25 protein-coding genes and 1 tRNA gene are annotated in these 24,252 nt (G+C 43.7%); 11 read left to right on the top strand and 15 right to left on the bottom strand.

The genetic code is table 11. The features are described from left to right. Window positions 1-30: 30 nt before the first annotated feature. Together IE104_RS02785 and IE104_RS02780 are read right to left on the bottom strand one after the other, a co-directional pair. Entirely contained in the window at window positions 31-1,293 is a 1,263-nt protein-coding gene (locus IE104_RS02785) for an MFS transporter (protein ID WP_189415911.1), read from the bottom strand. A 231-nt stretch (window positions 1,294-1,524) separates the two neighbouring features. Next, window positions 1,525-3,033, bottom strand: coding sequence for an alpha/beta hydrolase (locus tag IE104_RS02780; RefSeq protein ID WP_189415909.1), 1,509 nt, complete (start codon window positions 3,031-3,033; stop codon window positions 1,525-1,527). A gap of 332 nt (window positions 3,034-3,365) precedes the next feature. On the opposite strand from IE104_RS02780, the gene IE104_RS02775 reads away from it, so the two are divergent. Continuing rightward, window positions 3,366-4,259, top strand: coding sequence for a transporter substrate-binding domain-containing protein (locus tag IE104_RS02775; protein WP_229837582.1), 894 nt, complete (start codon window positions 3,366-3,368; stop codon window positions 4,257-4,259). 98 nt (window positions 4,260-4,357) lie between these two features. Here the strand turns inward: IE104_RS02775 and IE104_RS02770 are convergent, their stop codons facing one another. From IE104_RS02770 to IE104_RS02740, 7 genes are all read right to left on the bottom strand, one after another. Further along, complete coding sequence (locus tag IE104_RS02770; RefSeq protein WP_189415907.1) at window positions 4,358-5,722, bottom strand: Gfo/Idh/MocA family protein; 1,365 nt, start codon at window positions 5,720-5,722, stop codon at window positions 4,358-4,360. A 426-nt stretch (window positions 5,723-6,148) separates the two neighbouring features. Further along, entirely contained in the window at window positions 6,149-6,832 is a 684-nt protein-coding gene (locus IE104_RS02765) for an MAE_28990/MAE_18760 family HEPN-like nuclease (RefSeq protein ID WP_189415906.1), read from the bottom strand. After that, complete coding sequence (locus IE104_RS02760) at window positions 6,829-7,956, bottom strand: DUF262 domain-containing protein (RefSeq protein WP_189415904.1); 1,128 nt, start codon at window positions 7,954-7,956, stop codon at window positions 6,829-6,831. The genes IE104_RS02765 and IE104_RS02760 overlap by 4 nt, the downstream gene beginning before the upstream one ends. A gap of 3 nt (window positions 7,957-7,959) precedes the next feature. Continuing rightward, entirely contained in the window at window positions 7,960-9,216 is a 1,257-nt protein-coding gene (locus tag IE104_RS02755; RefSeq protein WP_189415902.1) for a TRM11 family methyltransferase, read from the bottom strand. A 119-nt stretch (window positions 9,217-9,335) separates the two neighbouring features. Continuing rightward, on the bottom strand, window positions 9,336-9,548 hold the full coding sequence (locus IE104_RS02750; RefSeq protein WP_189415900.1) for a hypothetical protein: 213 nt from the start codon (window positions 9,546-9,548) through the stop codon (window positions 9,336-9,338). 21 nt (window positions 9,549-9,569) lie between these two features. Further along, window positions 9,570-9,645: transfer RNA gene (locus IE104_RS02745), tRNA-Ala, on the bottom strand. 141 nt (window positions 9,646-9,786) lie between these two features. Continuing rightward, a complete protein-coding gene (locus tag IE104_RS02740; RefSeq protein ID WP_189415898.1) occupies window positions 9,787-10,827 on the bottom strand; it encodes an AraC family transcriptional regulator in 1,041 nt (346 codons plus the stop codon). A 149-nt stretch (window positions 10,828-10,976) separates the two neighbouring features. On the opposite strand from IE104_RS02740, the gene IE104_RS02735 reads away from it, so the two are divergent. Continuing rightward, entirely contained in the window at window positions 10,977-12,476 is a 1,500-nt protein-coding gene (locus tag IE104_RS02735) for an amidohydrolase family protein (RefSeq protein ID WP_189415896.1), read from the top strand. Between the two features lie 60 nt (window positions 12,477-12,536). On the opposite strand, the gene gltX is transcribed toward IE104_RS02735, so the two are convergent. Beyond that, window positions 12,537-14,057, bottom strand: a complete 1,521-nt coding sequence (gltX, locus tag IE104_RS02730; RefSeq protein ID WP_189415888.1) for a glutamate--tRNA ligase — start codon at window positions 14,055-14,057, stop codon at window positions 12,537-12,539. Between the two features lie 467 nt (window positions 14,058-14,524). Here gltX and IE104_RS02725 point away from each other — a divergent pair, with 467 nt between their 5' ends. Both IE104_RS02725 and IE104_RS02720 read left to right on the top strand, forming a co-directional pair. Beyond that, window positions 14,525-15,334, top strand: coding sequence for a formate/nitrite transporter family protein (locus tag IE104_RS02725; RefSeq protein ID WP_189415886.1), 810 nt, complete (start codon window positions 14,525-14,527; stop codon window positions 15,332-15,334). A 136-nt stretch (window positions 15,335-15,470) separates the two neighbouring features. After that, on the top strand, window positions 15,471-17,201 hold the full coding sequence (locus IE104_RS02720) for a bifunctional protein-serine/threonine kinase/phosphatase (protein ID WP_189415884.1): 1,731 nt from the start codon (window positions 15,471-15,473) through the stop codon (window positions 17,199-17,201). 38 nt (window positions 17,202-17,239) lie between these two features. Here IE104_RS02720 and IE104_RS02715 read toward each other — a convergent pair whose 3' ends face one another. The 5 genes from IE104_RS02715 to IE104_RS02695 are packed head-to-tail and all read right to left on the bottom strand — an operon-like array spanning window position 17,240 to window position 19,593. Beyond that, a complete protein-coding gene (locus IE104_RS02715; protein WP_189415882.1) occupies window positions 17,240-17,659 on the bottom strand; it encodes a DUF1801 domain-containing protein in 420 nt (139 codons plus the stop codon). Between the two features lie 23 nt (window positions 17,660-17,682). Beyond that, the gene (locus tag IE104_RS02710; RefSeq protein WP_229837581.1) at window positions 17,683-18,231 is read right to left on the bottom strand and encodes a VOC family protein; all 549 of its coding nucleotides are present in this window, start codon (window positions 18,229-18,231) and stop codon (window positions 17,683-17,685) included. A 1-nt stretch (window position 18,232) separates the two neighbouring features. Then, window positions 18,233-18,646 (bottom strand): SRPBCC family protein, encoded by a 414-nt coding sequence (locus IE104_RS02705; RefSeq protein WP_189415880.1) that lies wholly within the window; start codon window positions 18,644-18,646, stop codon window positions 18,233-18,235. Window positions 18,647-18,688: 42 nt separating this feature from the next. After that, entirely contained in the window at window positions 18,689-19,081 is a 393-nt protein-coding gene (locus IE104_RS02700) for a DUF3224 domain-containing protein (protein WP_189415878.1), read from the bottom strand. Between the two features lie 11 nt (window positions 19,082-19,092). Continuing rightward, a complete protein-coding gene (locus IE104_RS02695) occupies window positions 19,093-19,593 on the bottom strand; it encodes an EVE domain-containing protein (protein WP_189415876.1) in 501 nt (166 codons plus the stop codon). Window positions 19,594-19,883: 290 nt separating this feature from the next. Between IE104_RS02695 and IE104_RS02690 the strand changes: the two genes are divergently transcribed. From IE104_RS02690 to waaC, 7 genes are all read left to right on the top strand, one after another. After that, on the top strand, window positions 19,884-20,117 hold the full coding sequence (locus tag IE104_RS02690) for a hypothetical protein (RefSeq protein WP_189415874.1): 234 nt from the start codon (window positions 19,884-19,886) through the stop codon (window positions 20,115-20,117). 148 nt (window positions 20,118-20,265) lie between these two features. Then, window positions 20,266-20,577 carry an ArsR/SmtB family transcription factor gene (locus IE104_RS02685; protein WP_189415872.1) on the top strand — a complete coding sequence of 104 codons (312 nt, stop codon included), beginning with the start codon at window positions 20,266-20,268 and terminating at the stop codon, window positions 20,575-20,577. Between the two features lie 41 nt (window positions 20,578-20,618). Further along, complete coding sequence (locus IE104_RS02680; RefSeq protein WP_189415870.1) at window positions 20,619-21,149, top strand: rhodanese-like domain-containing protein; 531 nt, start codon at window positions 20,619-20,621, stop codon at window positions 21,147-21,149. An 8-nt stretch (window positions 21,150-21,157) separates the two neighbouring features. Further along, window positions 21,158-21,982: a sulfite exporter TauE/SafE family protein gene (locus IE104_RS02675; protein ID WP_189415868.1), complete on the top strand. Its 825-nt coding sequence runs from the start codon at window positions 21,158-21,160 to the stop codon at window positions 21,980-21,982. Continuing rightward, window positions 21,979-22,674, top strand: coding sequence for an MBL fold metallo-hydrolase (locus tag IE104_RS02670; protein WP_189415866.1), 696 nt, complete (start codon window positions 21,979-21,981; stop codon window positions 22,672-22,674). Before IE104_RS02675 ends, IE104_RS02670 begins: the two co-directional genes overlap by 4 nt. A gap of 125 nt (window positions 22,675-22,799) precedes the next feature. Continuing rightward, the gene (locus IE104_RS02665; protein ID WP_189415864.1) at window positions 22,800-23,195 is read left to right on the top strand and encodes a DUF6165 family protein; all 396 of its coding nucleotides are present in this window, start codon (window positions 22,800-22,802) and stop codon (window positions 23,193-23,195) included. Next, window positions 23,107-24,249, top strand: a complete 1,143-nt coding sequence (waaC, locus tag IE104_RS02660; RefSeq protein ID WP_308429259.1) for a lipopolysaccharide heptosyltransferase I — start codon at window positions 23,107-23,109, stop codon at window positions 24,247-24,249. Before IE104_RS02665 ends, waaC begins: the two co-directional genes overlap by 89 nt. Window positions 24,250-24,252 lie beyond the last annotated feature (3 nt).

Below are 24,252 nucleotides of genomic sequence, written 5' to 3'. Positions count from 1 at the left end.
AAAGTTAAAAAGCAAGTACGATGGGGAACACTATTTCCCCAAAGACTTCGACAAAGAAAACGCAGCAAGTAAAGTTAATATTCCCGCCGCAGAAATGTAGTAACCCACGAAGGGTAGACCATAAGTTGTCGCCAACCAACTCGCAATTGCCGGTGTTAGAGACGCTCCAATAATCCCCGCCACATTAAAACTGAGTGACGCACCTGTGTAACGCACTTCTGTAGGAAAAATTTCAGCAAGCGCAGTACCTAATGGGCCATAGGTTAAACCCATAACGCTAAAGCCGAGCGACAAAGCAATTAAAACACCAATACTTGAACCGGAATTCAGCAAAGCTGCAAAGCCCAGTCCAAATACCATCACGGCGAAGCCTGAAATCATTAGCATGGCGCGGCGGCCAATTTTGTCGGCAACAAGAGCAGACAACCAAATGGTAAGTACAAACGCAAACACCGCATACAATTGCAGAATTAAAAATTCTTCGCGCGTGTAGCCCAATTTGCTTGTTCCCCAACCAAGGGAAAACACCGTGGTAATGTAAAACACCGCGAATGCCGCAATCGCCAAAAATGCACCCAAAATCGTAACGCGCATATGCTGGGTTAGCACAGTCACCATGGGAACACGCACACGCTTTTCAGTTTCAATTGCCTGCTTGAATGCGGGCGTTTCTTCCAAACTCAAGCGCACATACAAACCAACAATTACCAATAAAGCACTTGCAATAAATGGAATTCGCCAACCCCAACTTAAAAAATCTGCATCACTTAAATTGTGCGTTAAAAATAAAAAAACACTGGTCGAACACATAAAACCAATGGGCGCACCGAATTGTGGAAACATGCCATACCAGGCGCGCTTATTGTCCGGCGCATTTTCTGTCGCTAGGAGCACAGCCCCGCCCCACTCTCCGCCTAAACCTATTCCTTGCCCAATGCGACACAAACACAACAACACAGTCGCGGTAATGCCTATGGATTCATAGGAAGGCAAAAAACCAATACACACGGTGGAAATCCCCATAGTCATTAGCGCTGCAACTAAAGTCGCCTTGCGACCAATGCGGTCACCGTAATGGCCAAACAGTGCCGATCCGATTGGTCGTGCAAAAAATGCGAGGGCGAAAGTTGCTAGCGATTGCAGTGCTGCAATAGTTGCATCGCCAGCCGGGAAAAATAATTTGGGGAACACTAGAACGGCAGCAGTGGCATAAATATAAAAATCAAAAAATTCGATAGTTGTGCCAATTAAGCTGGCGAAAAGAACACGAAAAGGCGAGCTGGCAGTTTGCATGAGATCCACTGGGTTATTTTTTGTTGTTGGGCCAAATTACACCAAAAGCCAAATATATGGCCGAGTGACGTTAAGGGCGGGATTATGTCAGACAGGAAGGATCACGTACAAATTCTTTGGTGGTACAGCTGAGTCGTGTAAATAAATGGCCGCCCCGAATCGGGTGACCTTGAAGCAATTTTCCTTTTGCTCGTCACCCGGGCCAGGTACCCGGCGGAGAATCAATTCAAATTAATAAACACGCTCAATTAAATCATCAAACGCGAGCGGTCCCATTTCGTCGTGGGTCACCCTGAACTCTTTATTAAATAGTTGGAAATTGCTGTAGCTTCGGCTTTTGTAACGTCGCTCGAAATCATTCACAAACCAACCATTGCCCTGCGGGGTGCCCGCAAGCAATAGGTTTACGGCCAAAGAGTTATTCAATCTAAAACGTAGTCCTTCCGCATTAATAATATCGGATGTCACCGCAAATAATGCTCCGTCGATTAACATATAATTTTTAAAATATGGAACACCTACAGGCTCAACACTCAGCAAATAAGCTCCTAATAATCCGCCTGCTGATACACCCACGAAAGTGCGCTCAAGGTTAGTGCGGTAAGTTGATTCTATTAAAGGAATCAATTCTTCTTTTAAGACCTTGGTATAGAGCGGTGCACCATCTGGCAGGAAATCGATCATGCGCCTGTCTCTGGGGCCTTGTTCAATAGAAACCATAATGAAATCTTTTGATTTTTTCTCGAGCAAATACGCAAAATCCCAATACCATTGTCCATCAGTCACATAAATTACCGGATAGTTTTTACCCGATGTTTGATAACCCGGCGGTAGGTAAACATTGTAGGGATAAGTAATTTTGGTGTTTGTAGATGTAATCGAAGTGGCGCCAACAAAACGCCCTTTCATGCTCGACCTGTCAATGGGTGTAATTTTGATAGTGTTAAAATCACCCGTAGCGACTGCTTTACCCTCACCAATATTAAGTGTAAATGTTCCTGTAGTAAGGCTATCAAACCGTGCAGTCAATTTATAAGGGTGCTTGGCATTTGAGTAAACACCGTTTATTTCAAGCGTAGAGCCATCTACTGGTGTTATTGAATAGCTTGCCTGCACTTCTTTCGGCAAAAGATCTGAGGGTCTAACAACCAAATTATCTTTGAAAAAAGTCATTTCAAAACGTTCGCCAACGATAGGGCTTTCATCCGCGCTTAAAGTCGATGTGGCGGTTTTAACGTTCAACAGATATCGATTGTTTACGATGTTTTCCGGCAGGAATGAGAAAGGCTCATCTTGCACAGTAAAATTTCCTTCCCGCAACAAGAGCACCCCGTCAAAGCCGGTATAGGTTTCTTTAAATGTGCCAGATTTTTTATCAGTGAATGTAAGATCAAACCTATAGCTGTCACCCCCTCTAACGCTCATAACAGTTCCGAGATTCCCTGTTGCGACATAACCATACCCATAGATTGTCGGCAAGGTCCTACCATCAGAAGCCTTAACCGTAAATTGAGTGGTGTCAAAATGCAGAACTGTATTATCGGTAGACGTTTCTCTAACACCCGTCGCAAAGGTGATGGAGGTTTCATCCAGTGTGATTTTTGTATTTTTTAACACCTGTGGTGCAAGAGATTCACTTGCAGCTGAACTTGAGGTGGGCTCTGACGATGTCCCTCCTCCTCCACCGCCGCAACCAACAAGTAATGACACAAATAAAAATGGGATTAAGCGTTTCAACATCTCAATATCCTCTTGAATTTTTTGCTGCAATTAATCGAAAAGCTGCGATTAATTCAAATCAAGAAAATATTTTTTTATTATTTATATAAAAATCAAATAGCTAGCGATTGAGGTATTTATAGGGGGATAGAATTTTCATGTTACAAAATATTCTCCGAGCCCTCACCATTTGCAACTCCGACAAAAAATTAATCGCGGTAAAGCTACAGGAATAGCCCGAAGGTGCAGATATCCAGGAACTCCCCCCCTGAAAAATGTTGAAAAAAGCGACATGCAATTGCCCGATAATGAGCTAAAGTTAGTAAGCAATCACAACCTAGGTACACGCCGAGATGACGCGATCCCTCATTAACACCCGCCCATTCGCCAAACTTAAACTGTTGGGAATGATTTTTTGTTTGTTAATCCTACCTCTGCAGGTACAGGCCAAACCGCTGCGGATGGTAGAGGGTGATGGAAGCATCCCTAAATACGCGAAAGGTCTGCTAAAGCTGGCCTTGTCCAAAATTCCCGAAAAATACGAATGGGATGATTCAACCGCAACCAACACAGAAGCTCGCATCATCCAAATGGTGGTTGAAAACCAACTGGACGTTTGCTGGTACGCCACCACCAACGAATTTGAAGAGCGCATGCAGCCCATTCGAATTCCAATGTACCGTGGCTTGCTGGGTTACCGGGTGTTAATGATCAAAAAAGGCACGCAATCCAAATTTGATGGCATACGCACTCTTGAAGATTTGCGCCGCGTATCTTTAGGCTCAGGTCGTTTTTGGGCCGACACAGATGTACTGCTCGCCAACAACCTGAATGTGGTTAAAGTGCTCAAGTACGAAGGTATGTTTTTCATGTTAGATGGGGACCGATTCGATGCATTCCCCCGTGGCGCGCATGAGCCCTGGGCCGAAATGAAAAGGCACCCCAAGCTTGATTTGGAAGTGGAGAAAAATCTGCTAATGATTTATCCCAACCCTTTCTACTTTTTTGTTAACAAATCTAACAACGAACTGGCTAAAAATATTGAGAAGGGTTTACGTATTGCTATTGAAGACGGAAGCTTTGAAGAATATTTTATGAACGATCCCACGGTGAAAGATGTAATCGCTAACGCCAATTTAAAAAGCCGTACTGTTATCAAGCTGCAAAACCCAACACTGCCCAAGCTGACACCGCTTGATGATAAAACCTTATGGTTCGATCCTTTCTCTTTGGATAAAAAGGAATAATTCAAAAAACTTGTTGGTATTGAAATTTTTCACTCTTACAATAAAAAAGCCGCGTTTTACGACGCGGCTTTTTTATTGACTTCAGTTTAAGGCCGATGTTAAACCAATTTCATCGCAACTGGGTCCCAGTTAATAATCTTCTGTTCAAACAAACTCTTATTAGTTGCCAATGCTGCAGCCGCAGCGCGGAAACCAAACTCAGCATTCTCCTTAACCTTTCCATTCGTGCGAATAGCATTATAGAAATTTGAGTGGTGATCAAAATGGTCGCTATAGCCTTGCGGAGCTTTCCATTCCATGCGGCTGGTTTCTTTTTTATCAGATTGCCCTGCATAATATTTTTCGTACCATGCTGCGTAATCATGCTGATTTTTCTTATCAAAGGTGCTGTAGGTATCCCAACCATCAAAGCCTGGAGCTTGCGACATTTTATTGCGAATGACTTCAACAGAACTGCCACGTACAATCATTTTTCCTTCGGTGCCAACCAACGCGATTTGTTCACCACCGCCACCACCATCAATAAAATTAACACGCACCTGCAAATTAAATGCGGGGTGTTGTTTGGTTTCAGGATAATCATAAACACCGGTCATAATATCCGGCACATCGCGACCATCTTTCCAATAACGTAAACCACCAGACGCATAGATACGCGTTGGCCCGAGCGAGCTAACAATTAAATGCAACCCTGAAAATAAATGCACAAAAATATCGCCCGCTATACCAGTGCCATAGTCCTGATAATTACGCCAGCGAAAGAATCGTACCGGGTCAAAATCATGCGGCGGTGCATCGCCCTCAAAACGTCTCCAATCAATTGTTTGGGGTGATGCATCACGAGGAATAGAATATTGCCAGGCACCGTTTGCAGATTGACGATCCCAAAAAGCTTCCGCCAAAACCAGCTGACCAATCGCACCAGACTCATAAAGCTCTTTTGCCTTTAAATAAGTGGCAGAACTCACACGTTGGCTTCCCACCTGACAAATCCGCCCCGTTTGATTTTGCACATCAATCATTGGTAAACCTTGGTCAAGTTTGTGAACCATAGGTTTTTCACAATAAACCGCCTTGCCTTTTTTCATCGCCGCTATAGCAATCTTGTCGTGCCAATGATCACTGGTAGAAATAATCACAGCATCAATAGATTTATTATCCAGAATTTCCTCAAAATGCTTTGTGGTGTGCAACTGTTTGCCATAAATTTCTTTCGCGCGATTGAGTCGACCCGTGTAAAGGTCACACCCCGCCACCAGTTTTACACCAGGCACAGTCACCGTAGTCGCACAATTTTTAAAGCCCATAATACCCAAGCCGATAGCAGCCACTTGAATATTATCGTTAGCGGACAAGGACGATTTTCCGAATGCAGAATGAGGTAATGTTGTCGCCAGTAAAGCGGCACCAGAAAGTGTTTTAAGAAACAAACGGCGTGAATTTTTATTATCGTTTTCGTTCATGAGATACCCCTTCATTTGCGTTAATTATTTGAGTGACAGCATAAGGGACAACAACTATCACGATGGAGAGCAATGGAGTATAAATAGGGGGTGGTGTTGGTGCTAGGGGATAAGCATTTCTTAACAGGCTGAGAATTGTGGTTGGGATTTAAATTTTAAACGTCATGCAATTATATGGGAGTTGTCATCTTCGCGACAGCGGGACTAAAACACGAAGTGTTTTGAACAACCAAGGTTGGCCCGAAGGGCGAGTGAAAGGAGTAATCCAGCTTTTTATCTTTTCAGATGGGCAAATAACTCACAACCAAATATTATTAACCGATCAATTTCTTGAAACAGTATTAATTACTACCAAATAAAAAGTAACGCGAGCATCAACTTCGAAACATGAGATTTTTATTAATTTTTTTATCCACTCTTTTTAACCTAACTAGCAACTAGAAATGCTTGCCGATCAAAAGCCAACGTCAGTTTACGCGACAGACCTGAAATAACAGATTTGCAGCAATTAAGAAACTCTTCATAATCTTTGTGGTCTATTCCAGCTCGCCGTTTACCATGTGAAATATCATTCCTAACATTTAGCAATCTACCTAAGGGGGCATTAACATCTCTTAAATCCGTGTGATCCAAGCCAACTTTGCACATCAATTTTTCCAAAACGGTTATACCTACATTATCCTCTGTATTAATATACTCTTCAGGAATTTTTACTTCATAATTTTTCACATCAAAAATATTTTCAATAAATTCTGCTTGCCGAAACAATTTCCTCAAATGCTTATCATCCGACAAATCACTTCTAAATATTTTGCTTTTTCTATTCTCACTCAAGGCTAAAAACTCTCTAGACAAAGTGGCAGCGGCTATTACAGGTTTCACTTGGTAACATAGCAAATTTTTTTTATTTATTTCGTCAACATACAAAGAAAATGAAAACTTAACAAAACCCTCTATATGAGCATATATCAGACATAATATAGAACGACGCATAAGCATTCTGTCTTCTTCTTTTTCAAGAGACCTTTGTGAATTATCAAGAAATCTGATTTCCGCTTCTCTCCACGCTCGCTCTTCCTCCAGCTGCTCCAAAAAATGCTCCAAACTCATAATTGCAACTCTGCCAATTTTTTTTCGACTAATTCGATACGGGTTCTCATTGGGCCTGGAGAGTTCTTGCCACCACCAGTGGTAGCTGCAGCAAACTCACCATCTGATTTTATTTCTTCAAGCTTAACTCTAAGTAAATCTATATGCTCAGTTCTATCTGACTCTATTTTATCAATCACAGATAGAAGTCCAATACATATAGCTTCGTAATGATATACACCGAAGTTTGATTGAATACCACTTTTACCATATCGCCCAAAGGATTTATCGCCAAGGGCCTTATTAAGAACCAAAAATATCTTATCGAAAACAGCCTCTTCTTTTACATAATCAAATACCGCCGATTGATTACCAGCCTCAGTGACGAGCTCCATATACTCAGTTAAAAAATCAGCCACGTCATGTGTAAATTTATGACGATAATTTTTTAATGCAAAAAAACGAAGAACCAATTCTTGATCGAACGAGCCAAGCTTTTGCTCGTCGGAAATATTGGATATGCAATTTGAAAAATCACTAGATCTACTTTTACCTATCACAAAATCAATAAACTGGGCATTAAGCATTCTAATCGTACAATTTCTAATTTGCTGAGGGGTAAGCTCTTCGCCCCCAGTATTCAAACGCTTAAACATATGGTATCGAAATTTGTTTTCACTTCCTTTTCTAACAACTTCCACTCTCACAAAAGCTCTTTTCAATCTAATTTTTAGAGCTGTGGGTAGATCTTCATAATTAAGTCCATTTAAGGCGTGCACAATATCGCACTCCTGCAGCTCTAAAAATTCCCCTTTATTAATCGGAGGGGAAAAATGACCTGCTGTCAATTTCCCCCGCAAATGTAGGTATGATGAAAAACGCTGTAACCCATCAATTAGCTGATATTTTCCATCACTTGACTCGACTACATATATAGGAGGCACCGGCATTTCCAAAAGCAATGATTCAATAAACCTCGATTGAGCCCCTGGAGACCAACGAAAAAGACGCTGATAATCGGGATTTATATCCAGCTCACCAGTTTCATACATGTCAAGCAATTCATTAAAAGACAGGTCCAAACTTTGGGTATGTACTTTTTCAATATTTTCTTCTAACGCTCTAATTAAGCCATCATCTTGCATGATTTATCCCTTCTTAAAAATCAAAACAGTTTCAAATGCAGTATTATTTTTTCTGTATACTTTTGATTTTACATTTAAATTCCCCATATTCTTCTTGCTTTCGAATTCAATCTTTTCCAAACCAAAAAGCCCGTACATTAAAGACATATCTTCTATAATTCGTGGAAGATTACAATGAATGTCTTTATAATATGAGTCCTGAACGACACAGATAAACTTGGCGTCTTTTTTTATAACCCTAGATATCTCGCTTATGGATTTCTTTAAAGAAACAAAGTATTGATACAAATTCTTATAATAATAAGTAGTTGACGCTTTCGAAGCATGACCATAAACATTTTTCAAAAAATAATCACACGTATCACCAAAAAAGTTCAAATGTGAATCAATCTCTCTAGGAACTGTAGTCGTTCCCATCAAAGATCTCCTTATTTGCTCAACCTCGCCAATTCCGTCCTCAGCTAACAATGCCAACTCGGGAAGAGTAGCTACACCATAATCTATACGAGTACAGTATGGGGGAGACGTTAAAACCATATCTACGCTATTATCGGGCAAAGGTATATTTAATGAAGTTCCTGTAACTAGTTGTGCCAATCCGCTGCTCCATGTGTGATTGGAAGCATCCACACCTAAAACCATATCAGAAACAATATTTTTGTACCTATTTTTAATTGAGCTCCACGCTACAGATATTTTTTCAGCCTCACTTTTGGGCCGTTTAATCCAAGTGGGATTAGATGGAATAAAGTTTTTCAACAATTCTCTAATGCAATTAAATAACGCTGTATACATCAAGCATTGCAATATGGTTAATGAATCTACTTTAGACTCAGTAGAAAAATATTTAGCCTGATTTAGTATAAAGCTCTCTATTGTTCTAATATTCGCGATTGCATCTGACTTAAACCACACAGACAATGCATCATTTTCATTTTGCTTGTATTTGATTTTTGAGGTTAGCTTAGACAACTGCTTTTGCAGCGCTATTACATCGCTTTTTGTTGCCTGCTTTGCAGACGCAATTATTTTCATCACAGGATTCAAATCCAATCCAATAGATGAATATCCCGCGACCGAAGCCATTAGTGTTGTAGTTCCAGCGCCATTCCATGGGTCAAAAATTACACCGTCTGCTCGCAGACCACTGGATTCAATCACATTTTTTGTAAAGGTATGAGAGTAGCCCGCATAATAGTTATACCAGAAGGATTTTAAGTCAGCAGGCTCATTAATTCTTTTAGGGTTAATTATTAGCAAAGTAATCTCACATGAATGAAGCTTACATAGACAGTCCCTAAGAAAAGAGACCTTTTTACTCTGGCTCGACACATATCTTTCGATTATGACATTTACTCGCAATCAAACGATATATCTATCTAAACCTCATGCTTACTTATTTTATAAGCGATCTTTTCATTTAAATTGATGAAAGCTAAGCGGGATGCATTCGCGCCATCCATGGCGCTCACCCTTCGGGCAGCTTCGCTGTGAAAAACGGCTATCCTGCCGTTTTTTGAACCGGCTAAAGAACGATCCCGCTTAAGAGCCAGCGAAGCTGAAAAAGAAAAACCCCGTATGCCTTCCGGCATACGGGGTTTTTCTTTTTAATTTGGTGGAGCTAAGCGGGATCGAACCGCTGACCTCAACACTGCCAGTGTTGCGCTCTCCCAGCTGAGCTATAGCCCCAAAATTCTTTGGGCTTCGTCCTGAAGCGGGGCGCATTGTATGCAGCGGTTTGGGGAGTGTCAAGGAAAAGATCCTTCCGCTATTTGCGTTTTCTCAGGCGAATCAAATGGTTAACTATTGGGCTTGCGCGGTGGTTTCAGTTTATTTGCGGTATTCACTGGGGCTTAATCCTGTCACTCGCAGGAACTCTTTGTTGAAGTTGGATTTGGTGCTGAAACCGGATTCGAGCATCAAGGTGGTGATGGGCATATCGGGGTTATTACGCAACAGTGTTTGCGCGGCCTTTACGCGGCAATCGTTAAGGTATTGCGAGAAGCTGCCACCATAAACCCGGTTGATGGCTTGGGAGATTTGGCGTGCGGGAATCACCAGGATTCGGCCTGCGTATTCCAGAGTTACACCACCTTCCTTTTTATAGAGCTCACGCTCTACGACTACCCGCTCCCAGCGATTAAAAATGTCTTTTGCTTCGGCGTCGCTCATGGGTTTGGCTTTGCTTAGCCGTAAATCTTGCAGTGCGTGCATCCACTCCATTAAGGGCGCACGGGTAATAACGAGCAGTAATGTGACCATGTGAAAAAGCAGGAAGACCGCGGCTCCCAACATTATCGCCCAGGATTGGGTTATGGGTACGCCGGTACTCAGCTCCAAATACACCAGGATTTCTATGATGAAGTTAATGGCCATGAGCGCGGCAAGTATGACCAGCCAGCGGTAGGCGGCGTCTGCATATTGGGCGAGATGTTGAAGGCGTTGCCTTCCGCCTATTAATAGCCTGCAAGTAAAAGCCACATATACCGCAAAGCTGGCAATGATCATAAGCTCTGCCAGGTTTGCCAGTGGTGAGCGGAAAAAGCAAAGCACAAAGACCAAAACAGCGGGAAGCAAATGCAACCACCAGCGATTAATAGAAGTCCGATCAACGTCAACCAAACTGCAATAGTAAAAATAGCTGGCTGGCCCCAGGATCATGGCAATGCTCGCGCGCAATACAGCCGCAAACTCCCAGCCCGCACCAAAGACTAAAACCGCTAAAAAACTCTGTAGGGTACAAAGCACATAGGTAAGGCCCAACAGGCGCGCAGGCATGACTTGCAACTTTTTAGACACCAAAAAGCTCAGCGCAAGCAACAGGCAGAAAATCGCCGAGAACAAATAGATATGGACGATACCTTGTTGCATTAGGATTCCTTAATGGCACCTTGGGTAAATTTAAACCGATTTCAGCAGATTCTAGCGGTTTTAAGGTCCTCAATCGCGCTTGAGGTCGTCTGCGCACTAAATTATTCACAAAATCTGGCTTCCACATTCATTTTGTCAGGAAGCCAGTTATGAAATTTAAACACCTTTTAATCCCCTTCTCCTTTATTGTCATGGCGGCTGCAGGCGCAAAAGCCGACGAGCCCGCCAAGGGCAGCCTGTTAATTCGCAATGTGCACATTGTTACGGCGGATGCCAAAGCAAGTAAACAACGGCTCAACCTATTGATTGAGCAAGATCGTATTCGCGCCATAGGCACACAAGAATTTAAAGCGGAGCAGGTAATTGAGGGTGAAGGCCAATACTTAATACCCGGCCTGATTGATAGCCACGTTCATTTACGCGATGTACCTGGCCTTATGGTGCCGGAAAATGAACGTGCGACTTCCAAGCTTTACCAGGAAGCGGCAGCGCAAATTCCTAAAAGTTACCTCTATGCAGGCTTCACAACTTTGCTGGACTTAATTAACGATAAGCAGTTTATTGACCAATGGAACAGCCAGCAGCTTGCTCCACAAGCTTACTTTTGCTCGCCAGTATTTGTCCCGCAAGGCTACCCCGCTGCGCTTCTGCCAAAGGAAGTCCAGGATGCTCCTGTGGTAAGCCGACATTACCTTCACGATAAACATTCGCACAATGAGGCAACTCTTGTTGATGCCGACGAACACACACCGCTCAAACTTGTTGCAGCTGCAAAAAGCGAAGGCGCACGCTGCATAAAAGCGTTTTATGAAAAAGGGTTTGGCGCGCAACGCAATTTACCGGTTCCCAGTGAAGCTATTGTGCGCGAGCTAGTTACGGCTGCTCACAACCAAAACTTACCGGTTTTTTTACACGGCAACTCGCAATGGTCTTATGAGTTCGCGCTGAAAACGGGCGTTGATATGCTTGTACATGGCATGTGGAATGGCGATGCCAATACCAACAAAGAATTGCCGCAAATTGCTCACCGATTAGTTAAAGCCGGGATCGCAATACAACCAACAGTGCAAGTGATTTATGGGGAGCAGGAATTATTTAACCCTACATTTTTTCAGCAACCTTATCTTAAGCACGTTATGCCAACCGCATTGTTAAACTGGTATCAATCAGATGACGGGCAATGGATGAATCGCGAAATAGGTGCACATGTTAAAGATGCAACCACACAGATTCCCGAGCAAGAATACAAAAAAGTGAAAGACGTTTATGCGCCTTTGTTGGAACGCACAAAACTGCTTACACAATTAATCCACACACAACAAAAAACTTTGTTGGTGTTCGGTACCGATACGCCGAGCGGACCTATTTATACACAATTCCCAGGATTTAACGGACGAAAAGAAATGGATCGCTGGATCGATATGGGAATTCCACTCGTCGATTTATTTAAAGCCATGACGATTGGTAATGCGCAGAGAATAGGATTGGAAAATGAGATTGGTAGCGTTGCAAAAAACAAAGTGGCCAATTTGTTGTTGCTTGGCAAAAATCCTTTGGAAGACGTAACGGCTTATGATTCGATAAAATATGTCATCTTAAAAGGTAAAGCCATTAAACGCGAAGACTTATCGGCACTAAAAAGTAAATAATAAAAAAGGCGACTCATAGCGAGTCGCCTTTTTAACTTTCATTACAGCCTTTCTATAGATTTACTCTTGCGGAGCTTCGGCAGTTTCATCTTGCTCTTTACCTAATTGGGCATAAATCTTGTCCAACTCTTTTTGCTTGTTCTTACCGAAACCACCCAAGGCATTTACCGCGTGACGCAAACGTGCGCGGCTCATGTCAGGGCCAATAATTTGCATGGAATCCACAACCGAGAAAGACGCAGTGGTACCTGCAATAGCAACAAAAATTGGCGCAAGCGCATCTTTAAGTTTGATACCCATTTGATCAGCAAGCAGCTTCAATTCATTGAAAATGTTATCGCGATCCCAGAAGCGTAAAGCTTCCATACGCCAAAGCGCGAACTGCAAATATTCCTTTTGCTTTTCAATATCGAGCTTATTACCGGCAAAGCTGGCTTCGTTGATATTCAACATGCCCGACACCAAAAAGCTCGCCAGGGGTGCGAAATCGCTCAAGGTGTTCATGCGCGATTGCGCGTGCGGCAAGGCTTGCAACAAAGTCTCTTTGTTAAACGCCCAATTATGAATGCGCTCGGCAAGTTGTTCGATGGTAAAGTTTTCGCGAATCCACAAGCTGTTTAACCAGCTGAGCTTTTCTACATCGAAAATCGGGCCACCTAAAGACACGCGCTTCAAATCAAAATGCGCCTGCATTTCTTGCAGCGTGAATTTTTCGCGCTCATCTGGCATTGACCAACCCATACGGCCGAGGTAATTCAACATAGCCTCTGGCAAATAACCCATGCGTTTGTAGTAGAGAATACTCGTTGGGTTTTTGCGCTTACTGAGTTTGGATTTATCCGGGTTGCGCAGCAATGGCAAATGACACAGCACAGGTGCTTGCCAGCCAAAATATTCGTAAAGTTTAAGATGCTTGGGTGCAGAGTTGATCCATTCTTCACCGCGAATTACGTGAGTAATTTTCATTAAATGATCATCAACCACGTTAGCCAAATGGTAAGTCGGCATACCGTCTGCTTTTAACAGAACTTGCATGTCCACCTGCGACCATTCAATTTCAATTTTGCCGCGCAGCATGTCATCAATTTCGCACACGCCTTCGGTCGGCAATTTCATGCGGATTACATAAGGCTCGCCCGCGTTGAGTTTTGCTTGCACTTCTTCAGCAGACAACTTTAAACCGCGACCGTCGTATTGCGGCGTTTGGCCCTTGGCGATTTGCTCGCGGCGCATTTCGTCCAACTCTTCCGAGGTAGCAAAGCAATAAAAAGCATGGCCTTTTTCCACCAACTCCATGGCGTATTTGCCGTACATATCCATACGCTCGCTTTGGCGATAAGGACCGTGCGGGCCACCTACATCCGGGCCTTCATCCCACTCCAAACCCAACCAGCGCAAGCTGTCCAAAATCGCCTGTTCTGATTCCGGCGTGCTGCGGGTTTGGTCAGTATCCTCAATACGCAACAGGAACTTGCCACCATGCTGGCGGGCAAAGCAGAGGTTGAAAAGTGCAATGTAAGCGGTGCCTACGTGCGGATCGCCAGTGGGTGAAGGGGCAATACGGGTACGAACTTCAGACATGGAATGGCCTTTTTGCTGCAAATTTGAAAAGAGGGAACAGGAAATGGCGGGCATTATACGCGGGAAAGATCGCTTTTGGGCACGATGCGGCCCTGCATCCACTACGTTTTACATCTACGAAGGACAGCAAAACCTACACCTTGCTCACCTATCCCTCCCAAATCACTTAAATCGATTTTCACCATACTGGTGCACACAAAGCCAAGGCCGCGAATTTTTGCCTCAATTTGAAACCTTGTTAATGCACCCATTGTTGTCATATTGATTCAACCTAACTTTGTCATGCACCAAAAAATAACAAATACTGGCTTTTAGCATCAAAAAACAGAACAAACACGCATCGATTCCCTGAATTAACAACGAATTCTCAGCACCTACTTATTCAGGCACGAGGGTTGCTATAACCCATTGCAAAGCAAGTTTTTCCTGACAGTAGCATTCCAATAATCAAGCAACGAGAAATTACTATGTCTTATTTAGTCCCCTCAGAATTTGCAACAAAAATGGTGGATTCAGGCGAGTCCAAAATATTTATGTCCACCCGCGATACGCTTATTCGCGCCTACATGGCAGGAGCGATTTTGGCTTTGGCTGCGGTATTCGCGGTAACTATCGCCGTGCAAACCGGTAGCTTTTTAGCGGGAGCCATTTTGTTCCCCGTCGGCTTCTGCATGCTCTATTTAATGGGTTTTGATTTGTTGACCGGCGTGTTCGTATTGACCCCCCTCGCTTTGCTCGACAAACGCCCCGGTGTAACTGTGACTGGCGTTTTGCGTAACTGGGGCTTGGTGTTTTTGGGTAACTTTATGGGCGCCTTAACGGTTGCCTTTATGATGGCCTACATTTTCACTTACGGATTCAATGCAGACGCAGGCGCAGTAGGCACTAAAGTAGCTGGCATTGGTGAAGCACGTACCGTGGGTTACGCAAAATACGGTTTTGATGGCTGGATGACGATTTTTATTCGCGGCATGTTGTGTAACTGGATGGTATCTTTAGGCGTTGTAGGCGCGATGATTTCTACTACCGTAAGCGGTAAAGTAATCGCCATGTGGATGCCAATTTTCTTGTTCTTCTTTATGGGCTTTGAACACTCCGTTGTAAATATGTTTTTGTTCCCATTCGGTTTGATCATGGGCGGTAACTTCTCAATCGCTGATTATTTTATCTGGAACGAAATTCCAACTGCTTTGGGTAATTTGGTGGGCGGCTTGGCATTTACTGGCTTAACCCTTTACAGTACACACGTAAGAACTGCACCAAAGCGCAACGCCTAATAATTGCAACCAAAGGCTTTAGCACCAACGAAACGTGCTAAAGCCTTTATAAAGACAATAATTATTCAAAATAGCAGCCGAAAAAAGCGATAAAAAATAAAATAAAGTTCTCATAATGAGGTGAATTGCTGAAGCTATGTCAAGTCAACTAAACCTCGCTATAGGGCAATGCTCTGATAAGGGCCGCAAAGAAGTTAATCAGGATTTTTTTGGTGTCGCCATTCCCAAAGAACCTCACCTCAGTTTAAAAGGCGTAGCCGTCGCACTTGCCGACGGAATAAGTAGCAGTAATGTTAGCCAAATCGCCAGCGAAACCGCTGTTAAAACTTTTTTAGAAGATTATTTCTGTACCTCTGAAGCAAACTCCGTACGAAACTCCGCTTTACAAGTTATCCGCGCAACCAATTCCTGGCTACATAATCTAACCCAACAAAGCCAATACAGATACGACAAAGATCGCGGTTATGTTTGCACGCTTAGTGCACTGATTATTAAATCCACCACCGCACATATTCTGCATGTGGGCGATTCACGAATTTACCGCCTACGCGCAAAACAAATGGAGCAGTTAACCCAGGATCATCGCCATTGGGTTACAGAACATGAACACTACCTCAGTCGCGCACTGGGAATTCATCCGCAACTGGACATTGATTATCAAGCTATTGCCATAGAGCGTGGCGATATTTTTATTCTGGCAACCGACGGTGTTTACGAATTTGCTACCAGTGAATTTATTATCAATTGCATATTTTCAAACCAGCATGATTTAAACCACGCCGCAAAAGAAATTGTGTCTGAAGCTTATGCAAATGGAAGTACAGATAACCTGACAATCCAAATTGTGCGACTGGATGAACTCGCCACCACAGATGCCAATGAAATTTATGATCAGCTAAGTGATTTACCCTTCCCACCTATTCTGGAACCAAGAAGCACGTTTGATGGCTACCAAATTATTCGCGAAGTTCACGCCACCAGTCGCAGCCATGTTTATTTGGCGGTTGATACTGAAACCAACGAACAAGTTATTATAAAAACACCTTCCATTGATTTGCGCTCAGATAACGCTTACCTGGAACGTTTTTTAATGGAAGAGTGGATTGCACGGCGTATTAACAGCGCGCACGTACTTAAGCCTTGCAAGCAAACACGCAAACGAAATTTTATTTATATTGTCACTGAATATATTGAAGGTCAAACTCTTACGCAGTGGTTAATCGACAACCCAAAACCGGATTTGGAAACGGTACGCGGCATAGTGGAACAAATTGCAAAAGGTTTGTTGGCATTCCACCGCAAGGAAATGTTGCATCAGGATTTACGGCCAGAAAATATTATGATTGATCATACCGGCACCGTAAAAATTATTGATTTCGGTTCAACTCGCGTTGCGGGAATCAGGGAAATAGCCACCAATACCGAACAACACAACTTATTAGGAACAGCGCAATACAGCGCGCCCGAATATTTTTTAGGTGAAAATGGAAGTGTAGCCTCCGATATTTTTTCACTCGGCGTAATTACCTACCAAATGCTAAGCGGACATTTACCTTATGGCGCGCAAGTAGCGCAGGCAAAAACCCGCGCGGCACAAAACCGCTTAGTTTATAGATCAGTGCTTGACGATGAACGGGAAATTCCGGTGTGGATAGACGATGTACTTAAAAAAGCTGTTAATCCAAACCCTTACAAACGCTATCAAGAATTATCCGAATTCACGACTGATTTGCGCCGCCCTACCCAAGCTTTTTTAAACCGAACGCGGCCACCACTCATAGAACGCAACCCTGCCCTATTTTGGAAAAGCGTATCTTTTATTCTTTTTGCGATCATTGTTCTACTGCTATTCAAGCAGTATCACTAAATCAAACTTGCCTTTCAACTTTCCAAGCAAGCTTGCCGTCAATTTCCCAAAAGTGGCAAATGTTTGATTCGGTGATAATTTAAAGAGAGCGCAATGCAATGCTTGAGTTGCGGAGCAGGAATTTTGTCCTTGAGATTGAATAACAATGCACGATTACCTTCATAGGAAAAGCTATCACCATAAATTTCTTTAAAAGTTTCGATCAGCGTTGTTTTGCAATTGAAATAAACATAATAATAATTCGGTGCTGACGCTTTCCAATTAATACGAACAGCACTACCATTCTTTGCCAAATATGCAGGCTCGCCCCACTTCAGGCACTCCTGCAACTCACCAATATCCGGGTCTTGCGCTGCAACTTCGTAAATCAGTTTGCGAATGCTCAATAACTTTTTTCGAGCAGCGGTGGGATAAGTGGCAAAGACTTCACTAACGGCTTGATCCTTAATGCTGTTCATGTAAAGTCTCTCAGATTGATAAATCATTGAACGACTAAATGATCAGCGTCATCGAATACCCACACATCCTCATGATCCACCTCAAACAAGTGACCATCCGGGTCGCGGAAATAACCTGCCGTTCCCCATTGGGTTTTAGTAGCAGGTTTTACCAATGTTCCGCCTGCCTCTACCGCGCGCGCCAAGGTAAGTGCGACTTCATCCGCGGTGCGCACTAAATGAATTAAAGCAACACCGGAAAATCCTGTGCCTTGCGCGCTTGGCTCCAAAGCATCTTTAGCGAGATCTTCCCGTGAAATTAACGCCAACGCAAAGCCACCCAAATCAAATTTAACAAAACCTGCGTGACTAGTTGGAGCGCGCTTCCATCCCAAGGCTTCGTAAAAGGCCGCTGATTTCTGCACGTCATTCACCCCCAACAGAATAATATGAAGGCGCTGCTTAAGTTGTGGAGCCGTTTTGGTCATTAATTTTTCATCCTTAGTTAATTTTTGTTGATGGGTAGTTTTAGTATCTGCGGCAAATGTAGTTAATGTTGTCATCAATAAACAAAGTGCAAAAATCAGACGCATACTATGCTGCCCTCGCATAATCAATTAATGCTTTGGTTTGCGTAGCAGCATCTTTAATTTGGTTTTCGCCAATTATTTTACGCCACACAAAACCTAGCGGCCCCCAAATTTGGAGCTCCATATGAATATGAGTAGTATCACCTACGCGCACATATTTGTGCACTGTGCGCATTTTAGCGAGCGGAAGGTGAGCAACATCAATTACTTCGTAAGGCCACATTTTTTCAATGGTAAGTTTAACCGATGGCCCGCCTTTAGGCTTAAGCATAACGACACTACCTGTTTTAGCTTCACCAATTAATTGTGTGCATTCAATACCATCATCCCATTTATTCCACGCATTGAAATCAGTAATAGCGCGATAAAGGTTTTCTGCCGGAACGTCAGTTGTTGTTTGAAAATTAGCTTGCCACATAAGTATTCTCCTTAGCTGCTTGTGGAAGTTTGTGACCTTTTATTAATTAAATTGATATTCAAATTCATAAAAATGTTTTCCATCTTTAATAATAATGGCCATTTTTCCTGAAAGGCCTTGCAATTCATCGGTAGCGGAATCAGGTATTACTTCCAAAATTAAACGATCTTTTCCCTTGTCCATAATGCCGAAATGCTGCAACACAAAGCTGCCAGACTTACCCGCCAGCGTGCCTACAACCTGCTCAATAGCAACATATCCTGCAGAACCTCTTACAGCCGTTAATGCACTCAACATTTCCCCTTTACTCGTTGCAGACAATTCGCCACTAAAGGTTTTATCCAGCGACATACGCCCAAGATTAATGCCATTTTGGCCCTCAGCGTACGAATTTAAGGGTTGTAAATTCACAGAAAACTCACCCGATATTTTCATTTTTTTTCCTTTTAAGAAGTAAACATTGATAGTTGAGGTGGTAGGTAATTAACAGTGTGTAACTCAGGCATAGGATATTCCGGCAGGAGCATTTTTGCGGAAATCAATTCGAAGTCTGCTTGCGAAATTTCAATATGGCCAAAGCGAAATGCGTAGCCCCAACGGCTTTTGTTTTGAATGAAAGCGAGTTGATTAATCAGCGGGCGAATGTCCGCGGGTTGCGCCGGTAAAAAATCAATATCGCGTCGAAAAGGAATAAATCCGGGCGCCATTTCAAATGGATATACGTCATTACCTACGACGCGGCCAATGGCGGTGAACTGCTGACAAATAACATCGGTTTCCGCTATAGCATCAGGCGAATAGCTCACTTTAGGAGAGTAATAAATAATCCAATCACCCCGCTCCATGCGCTTAAGCGGGTGCGCCTTACCATGACAAAGCTGGCAAAAACCGCCTGCAACACCACGCGCAACATGCTCTTTAGATGCCACACCAACCCAGTAACGCATGAATATTCTCCCTCATCAGTAGTGTCGTCATACTAACCACGCCCACTGACAAAGACTGTCAGGAGAGATTGTAAATAACCAAGATGATTAGGGTACAGGTATCACTAAACCTCTTTTCAAACGCATTTTAGGATTAACAAATTAAACCGGGCGCCATCATTCACAAACAATATAAACAGTGCAAATTTTAACCACCCCGCACCACCGCAGCTTGGATACAATTTTAGTTAAGGGAGTATTTTCAAAGCCTAGGCCGAGTCTTGGTATAGGCATGAAGCACCAGGACACAAATGCAGAAGCGTTTAAGTGCGGAGCCTACTTCGGTACAAACACGAGGAAGAACCGACATGATCGTGAACGACATTGAAATTATTAGGGCAGTTAGAATCTTATGTATCCAACACCGATTTGAAGAAGCCATTCGGCTTGCCAACAAAGTGCAAGATGCGGATAGCCGCAAAACACTCACCGCCATTTGTAACTCGTTCCGCAACTCACAAATCACCGCTAAAGCTGCCAGCTAGCCTACTGCATCTTTGTACGCATGCTTACTCAGCAGATGGCGATGCTGCTGAGCCCCTCATACCCCAGTAATTCAAATAAATCTAATTTAAATATTGCTAAATTAGAAAACACTAATATAATAAAGAAAAAGCAACCTGGATTACCAAGATGGCAACTCAATCCCCTTTAGCTGAAATGCAGGCGCATGCCCTGCAAGCCTCCAATTTGCTTAAGGCTCTGGCTAACGAAAACCGCTTGATGATTATGTGTACTTTGCTAGACGGTGAATTGTCCGTAGGCGATTTAAATGCCAAGGTTCCCTTAAGCCAATCCGCCCTTTCCCAGCATTTGGCCAACTTGCGAGATGCGGGATTGGTAAGCACGCGAAAAGAAGCCCAAACCGTTTATTACCAGGTGTGCGGCGACGAAGCGACAAAAATCATTGCCGTGTTGCAATCGATTTACTGCCCTAACCCATGAGCTATTTATTACCCAAGCCTTAAACCTTGCTGGAGAAAATCATGCCTTATAGACGCATTCACCCACTTGATTTAATGAGCCAGAGAACGGCAGATACCTGTATTTTGGACGTACGCACAGCGGCCGAAGTGCAATCAGCGGCCCTCCCCGGTTGCCTGCATATTCCGCTGCATGAATTAACGCCCGAGCGCCTTAAAACCGAAATCCTCAAAAGCGGAAAAAGCGATGCACAAATTTATTTGCTGTGCCAGGCAGGGCGCCGTGCAGAAATGGCGGCCGATCAACTCAGGGGCAATATCAACGCCGAACTGATAGTCATCGAAGGCGGCATGAACGCGGTTCAGCAATGGCAAATTCCGCTCAAACAGCAAACCAAAAAAGTGATGTCGCTGGAGCGCCAAGTGCGTATCGCTGCAGGGTTCCTGGTTTTAACCGGAGTTGTGTTGGGAACTTTGGTTGACAGCATTTTCTATTTTTTGTCGGGTTTTGTCGGGGCTGGTTTGATGTTTGCCGGCATTACGGATACTTGCATGATGGGAATGTTAATCGCCCGCATGCCATGGAATAAGTAAGGCCTGGGATGCTAATTCTTATTGGCGCCCTCATCGGTCTTGTGCTTGGACTTACAGGCGCTGGTGGATCTGTATTCGCCGTGCCCTTGTTAATATTGCTGGCAGGTTTGCCCATGAGTAGCGCCGTAGGACTTTCCCTGGGCGCAGTTGCTGCCAGCTCATTTTATGGCAGCCTGAGAATCGCTTTTGGTAAAAACGGAGTCCAAAAAATCCTGTGGTTACCGGGCGTACTCCTGGCTGGAACAGGTGCGCTAACAGCACCACTCGGTAAATTTATAGGGATGCATGTGCCTGAAACCTGGCTGTTAGCGGGGTTTAGTTTGCTGGCCGCCGCCATAGCGACACGCATGTGGTTAGCGGCGAGTAGACACCCGGACACCGCCACGATAGTTCGCGCCAGCAACTATTCTAATGTTCCAGTTGCTGGCCTAGTGTGCAACTTAAGCACTAATGGTCAGTTTCAATTGCGTCCACGTTGCATCGGCGGCCTTTTTATCGGCGGTGCCGCAGTGGGTGTGTTGTCTGGCTTGTTTGGCGTAGGTGGTGGCTTTTTGATTGTGCCACTGCTTTTGTTTCTGAGCCCCATCAACATCGTACAAGCGGTTGCCACATCTCTACCCATTATCGCGGTGGTAAGTAGCGCCGGATTTTTCAGTCATTTCGCGACCAGCAATGATTGGAAACAACTGGGTTTAGCCGCTGGCGGTGGCGTTTTGGGCATGATGATTGGGCAAACGCTGAGCCAGCGTATTGCCAATGCTCGCTTGCAAAAAATATTTGCCGTTTGCTTACTTCTGATTAGCAGCGTGACTTTAGTGAGGAATTTTTTATGATTTTTCGACAACTATTTGAGCGCGAATCCAGCACCTATACTTACCTGATTGGCTGCGAAGAAACACGCGAAGCAATATTTATTGATGCCGTAAAAAGCGAACTCGACAACTATCTAAAGCTCCTCACTGAGCTCGATTTAAAACTCATATGCGTGTTAGACACTCACACTCACGCCGATCATATTACCGCCGCCGGAGCACTGCGAACTGTGACGGGAGCGCTCACACTTTTAGGTGAACAAGCTAATTCATTTTGTGTTTCGAAAGCCCTGCACGATGGTGATGAAATAAAAGTTGGCCATATCCTTATTAATGCGCTTCACACACCAGGCCATACCAGTGATTCCTATTCGTTTATCCTTAAAGAGCAAAACCAGACTTATGCATTTACTGGCGACACTTTGCTCATTCGCGGAACTGGTCGCACAGACTTCCAAAACGGCAGCGCAGCGCAACAATACCGGAGCCTAATGCAAAAACTGCTTACATTGCCAGATGATACCTGGGTCTATCCCGCCCACGACTATAAAGGTTGGACTCGTAGCACAATAGGTGAAGAAAAAATGCACAACCCACGATTGCAAGTCGCCGATGAAGGGGCTTATGTAAGCCTTATGAATAGCCTGAAATTACCGAGCCCAGCCCTTATGGATATAGCCGTGCCTGCCAACAAAGCTTGCGGGAACTCCTGACAAAGCGGTCACAAATGTCATAACAATATCCTCCACCTATATCGGGCAAGTACAATAAGGCTGCAAATTTGTTAAGATGCCCGCCATCCCAAAAGAATTGCCCAAAATACACAAGAGAACTAACTATGCTGATTGAAGCCCCTATCTCCCTTGGTGAACTCATCGATAAAATCACCATTCTAGAAATCAAAGCAGTGAACATCAGTGATGCAGGCAAACTCAAAAACGTTACGCACGAATTAAATGTGCTTAATGCAAAAGTCGATAGCTTGTTAGATGCCCCAGGCGTTGCCAAACTTGCGCCACTTAAACAAGACTTGAAAGACATTAATCAGGAATTGTGGATAATTGAAGACGATATTCGCGATTGCGAATATGCAAAAGATTTTAGCGATAAGTTTATCCAACTTGCGCGCGCCGTTTATGTAACCAATGACAAACGCGCCAAGGTTAAAAAAGATATTAACCTCGCATTTGGTTCTGAGCTCGTCGAAGAAAAATCTTACAAAGACTACCAATAAGCCGATGCAAAGCTCACCTGCTCCGCTGCGTATACTCCTTGTAAAAATGTCGTCCATGGGCGACATTTTTCATACCTTTCCCGCTATTAGCGATTTAAAAGCTCACCATCCCAACGCTATTATCGATTGGGTGGTGGAAGACGGCTTTAAGGAAATTGTCGATTGGCATCCTGCCATTAACAAAGCCATACCGATTAGTTTGCGCCGTTGGATGAAAGAACGCGGAACAAAAAGCTGGAGTGAATTCCGGGCTTGGAAAAAAGATTTACAGCGCGAACACTATGATGTGGTGATAGACGCGCAAGGTTTATTCAAAAGCGCAATGATCGCAAAAAGTGCTAATGCATCTGCAATTAAAGGTTTCAATACAAAATCTGCGCGCGAACCTATTGCCAGCTTTTTTTATAACCAGCGATTCCGTGTGAGTAAAAATCAACATGCAGTTGAACGTACTCGCCAACTTTTTGGGCAAATATTCGGTTACACACCAGCTCCAATATTGAACTTTGGTATTAACCAAAACTTTTCTCATGTAGTGAAAAACCCACGCAAACTTATGTTTATTATTGGCACAAGCTGGGTTACAAAGTTGTGGTCAAGCTTTCATTGGCAGCGCTTAACGGCGATAGCAATTGAAGAAGGTTTCGATGTAGAAATTATGTGGGGCAGCATGGAAGAGCGCGCCATCGCAGACAGTATTATTGCTGCCTGCCCAAAAGCTACGCGACCCTTGCAGCGTATGACGATTACTGCAATTGCGGAAAAATTGGTCGAAGCTGCTGGAGTAATTGGCCTGGACACCGGCTTCTCTCACTTGGCCGGAGCGCTCGAAACACCTACGATTGCACTCTACGGTGCAACCTCGCCGGTAAAAGTAGGCTTAATTGGTGAACACACCAGCAACTTGCAAGTAGAACAACCCCTTGCTTGCATGCCCTGCCACAAACGCCAATGCAAATGGTTGCCAGAAAACAGTCACGACACACCACCGTGTATGAACGGCATAAAACCCTTCAGCGTATGGAACACGCTAACGACTAAAATGAAAAATTAATTT

It is taken from the genome of Cellvibrio zantedeschiae, assembly GCF_014652535.1.
GTDB classification, from domain to species: Bacteria; Pseudomonadota; Gammaproteobacteria; order Pseudomonadales; family Cellvibrionaceae; genus Cellvibrio; species Cellvibrio zantedeschiae.
The sequence above is the reverse complement of the archived record's forward strand: the minus strand, read 5'-3'. Positions and strand labels throughout refer to the sequence as shown.

Excerpts from the sequence above, each read along its gene's own strand:
- IE104_RS02785 (WP_189415911.1), bottom strand. The coding sequence starts at position 1,293 with ATGCAAACTGCCAGCTCGCCTTTTCGTGTTCTTTTCGCCAGCTTAATT.
- IE104_RS02780 (WP_189415909.1), bottom strand. The coding sequence starts at position 3,033 with ATGTTGAAACGCTTAATCCCATTTTTATTTGTGTCATTACTTGTTGGT.
- IE104_RS02775 (WP_229837582.1), top strand. The coding sequence starts at position 3,366 with ATGACGCGATCCCTCATTAACACCCGCCCATTCGCCAAACTTAAACTG.
- IE104_RS02770 (WP_189415907.1), bottom strand. The coding sequence starts at position 5,722 with ATGAACGAAAACGATAATAAAAATTCACGCCGTTTGTTTCTTAAAACA.
- IE104_RS02765 (WP_189415906.1), bottom strand. The coding sequence starts at position 6,832 with ATGAGTTTGGAGCATTTTTTGGAGCAGCTGGAGGAAGAGCGAGCGTGG.
- IE104_RS02760 (WP_189415904.1), bottom strand. The coding sequence starts at position 7,956 with ATGCAAGATGATGGCTTAATTAGAGCGTTAGAAGAAAATATTGAAAAA.
- IE104_RS02750 (WP_189415900.1), bottom strand. The coding sequence starts at position 9,548 with ATGCCGGAAGGCATACGGGGTTTTTCTTTTTCAGCTTCGCTGGCTCTT.
- IE104_RS02740 (WP_189415898.1), bottom strand. The coding sequence starts at position 10,827 with ATGCAACAAGGTATCGTCCATATCTATTTGTTCTCGGCGATTTTCTGC.
- IE104_RS02735 (WP_189415896.1), top strand. The coding sequence starts at position 10,977 with ATGAAATTTAAACACCTTTTAATCCCCTTCTCCTTTATTGTCATGGCG.
- gltX (WP_189415888.1), bottom strand. The coding sequence starts at position 14,057 with ATGTCTGAAGTTCGTACCCGTATTGCCCCTTCACCCACTGGCGATCCG.
- IE104_RS02725 (WP_189415886.1), top strand. The coding sequence starts at position 14,525 with ATGTCTTATTTAGTCCCCTCAGAATTTGCAACAAAAATGGTGGATTCA.
- IE104_RS02720 (WP_189415884.1), top strand. The coding sequence starts at position 15,471 with ATGTCAAGTCAACTAAACCTCGCTATAGGGCAATGCTCTGATAAGGGC.
- IE104_RS02715 (WP_189415882.1), bottom strand. The coding sequence starts at position 17,659 with ATGAACAGCATTAAGGATCAAGCCGTTAGTGAAGTCTTTGCCACTTAT.
- IE104_RS02710 (WP_229837581.1), bottom strand. The coding sequence starts at position 18,231 with ATGCGTCTGATTTTTGCACTTTGTTTATTGATGACAACATTAACTACA.
- IE104_RS02705 (WP_189415880.1), bottom strand. The coding sequence starts at position 18,646 with ATGTGGCAAGCTAATTTTCAAACAACAACTGACGTTCCGGCAGAAAAC.
- IE104_RS02700 (WP_189415878.1), bottom strand. The coding sequence starts at position 19,081 with ATGAAAATATCGGGTGAGTTTTCTGTGAATTTACAACCCTTAAATTCG.
- IE104_RS02695 (WP_189415876.1), bottom strand. The coding sequence starts at position 19,593 with ATGCGTTACTGGGTTGGTGTGGCATCTAAAGAGCATGTTGCGCGTGGT.
- IE104_RS02690 (WP_189415874.1), top strand. The coding sequence starts at position 19,884 with ATGCAGAAGCGTTTAAGTGCGGAGCCTACTTCGGTACAAACACGAGGA.
- IE104_RS02685 (WP_189415872.1), top strand. The coding sequence starts at position 20,266 with ATGGCAACTCAATCCCCTTTAGCTGAAATGCAGGCGCATGCCCTGCAA.
- IE104_RS02680 (WP_189415870.1), top strand. The coding sequence starts at position 20,619 with ATGCCTTATAGACGCATTCACCCACTTGATTTAATGAGCCAGAGAACG.
- IE104_RS02675 (WP_189415868.1), top strand. The coding sequence starts at position 21,158 with ATGCTAATTCTTATTGGCGCCCTCATCGGTCTTGTGCTTGGACTTACA.
- IE104_RS02670 (WP_189415866.1), top strand. The coding sequence starts at position 21,979 with ATGATTTTTCGACAACTATTTGAGCGCGAATCCAGCACCTATACTTAC.
- IE104_RS02665 (WP_189415864.1), top strand. The coding sequence starts at position 22,800 with ATGCTGATTGAAGCCCCTATCTCCCTTGGTGAACTCATCGATAAAATC.
- waaC (WP_308429259.1), top strand. The coding sequence starts at position 23,107 with ATGACAAACGCGCCAAGGTTAAAAAAGATATTAACCTCGCATTTGGTT.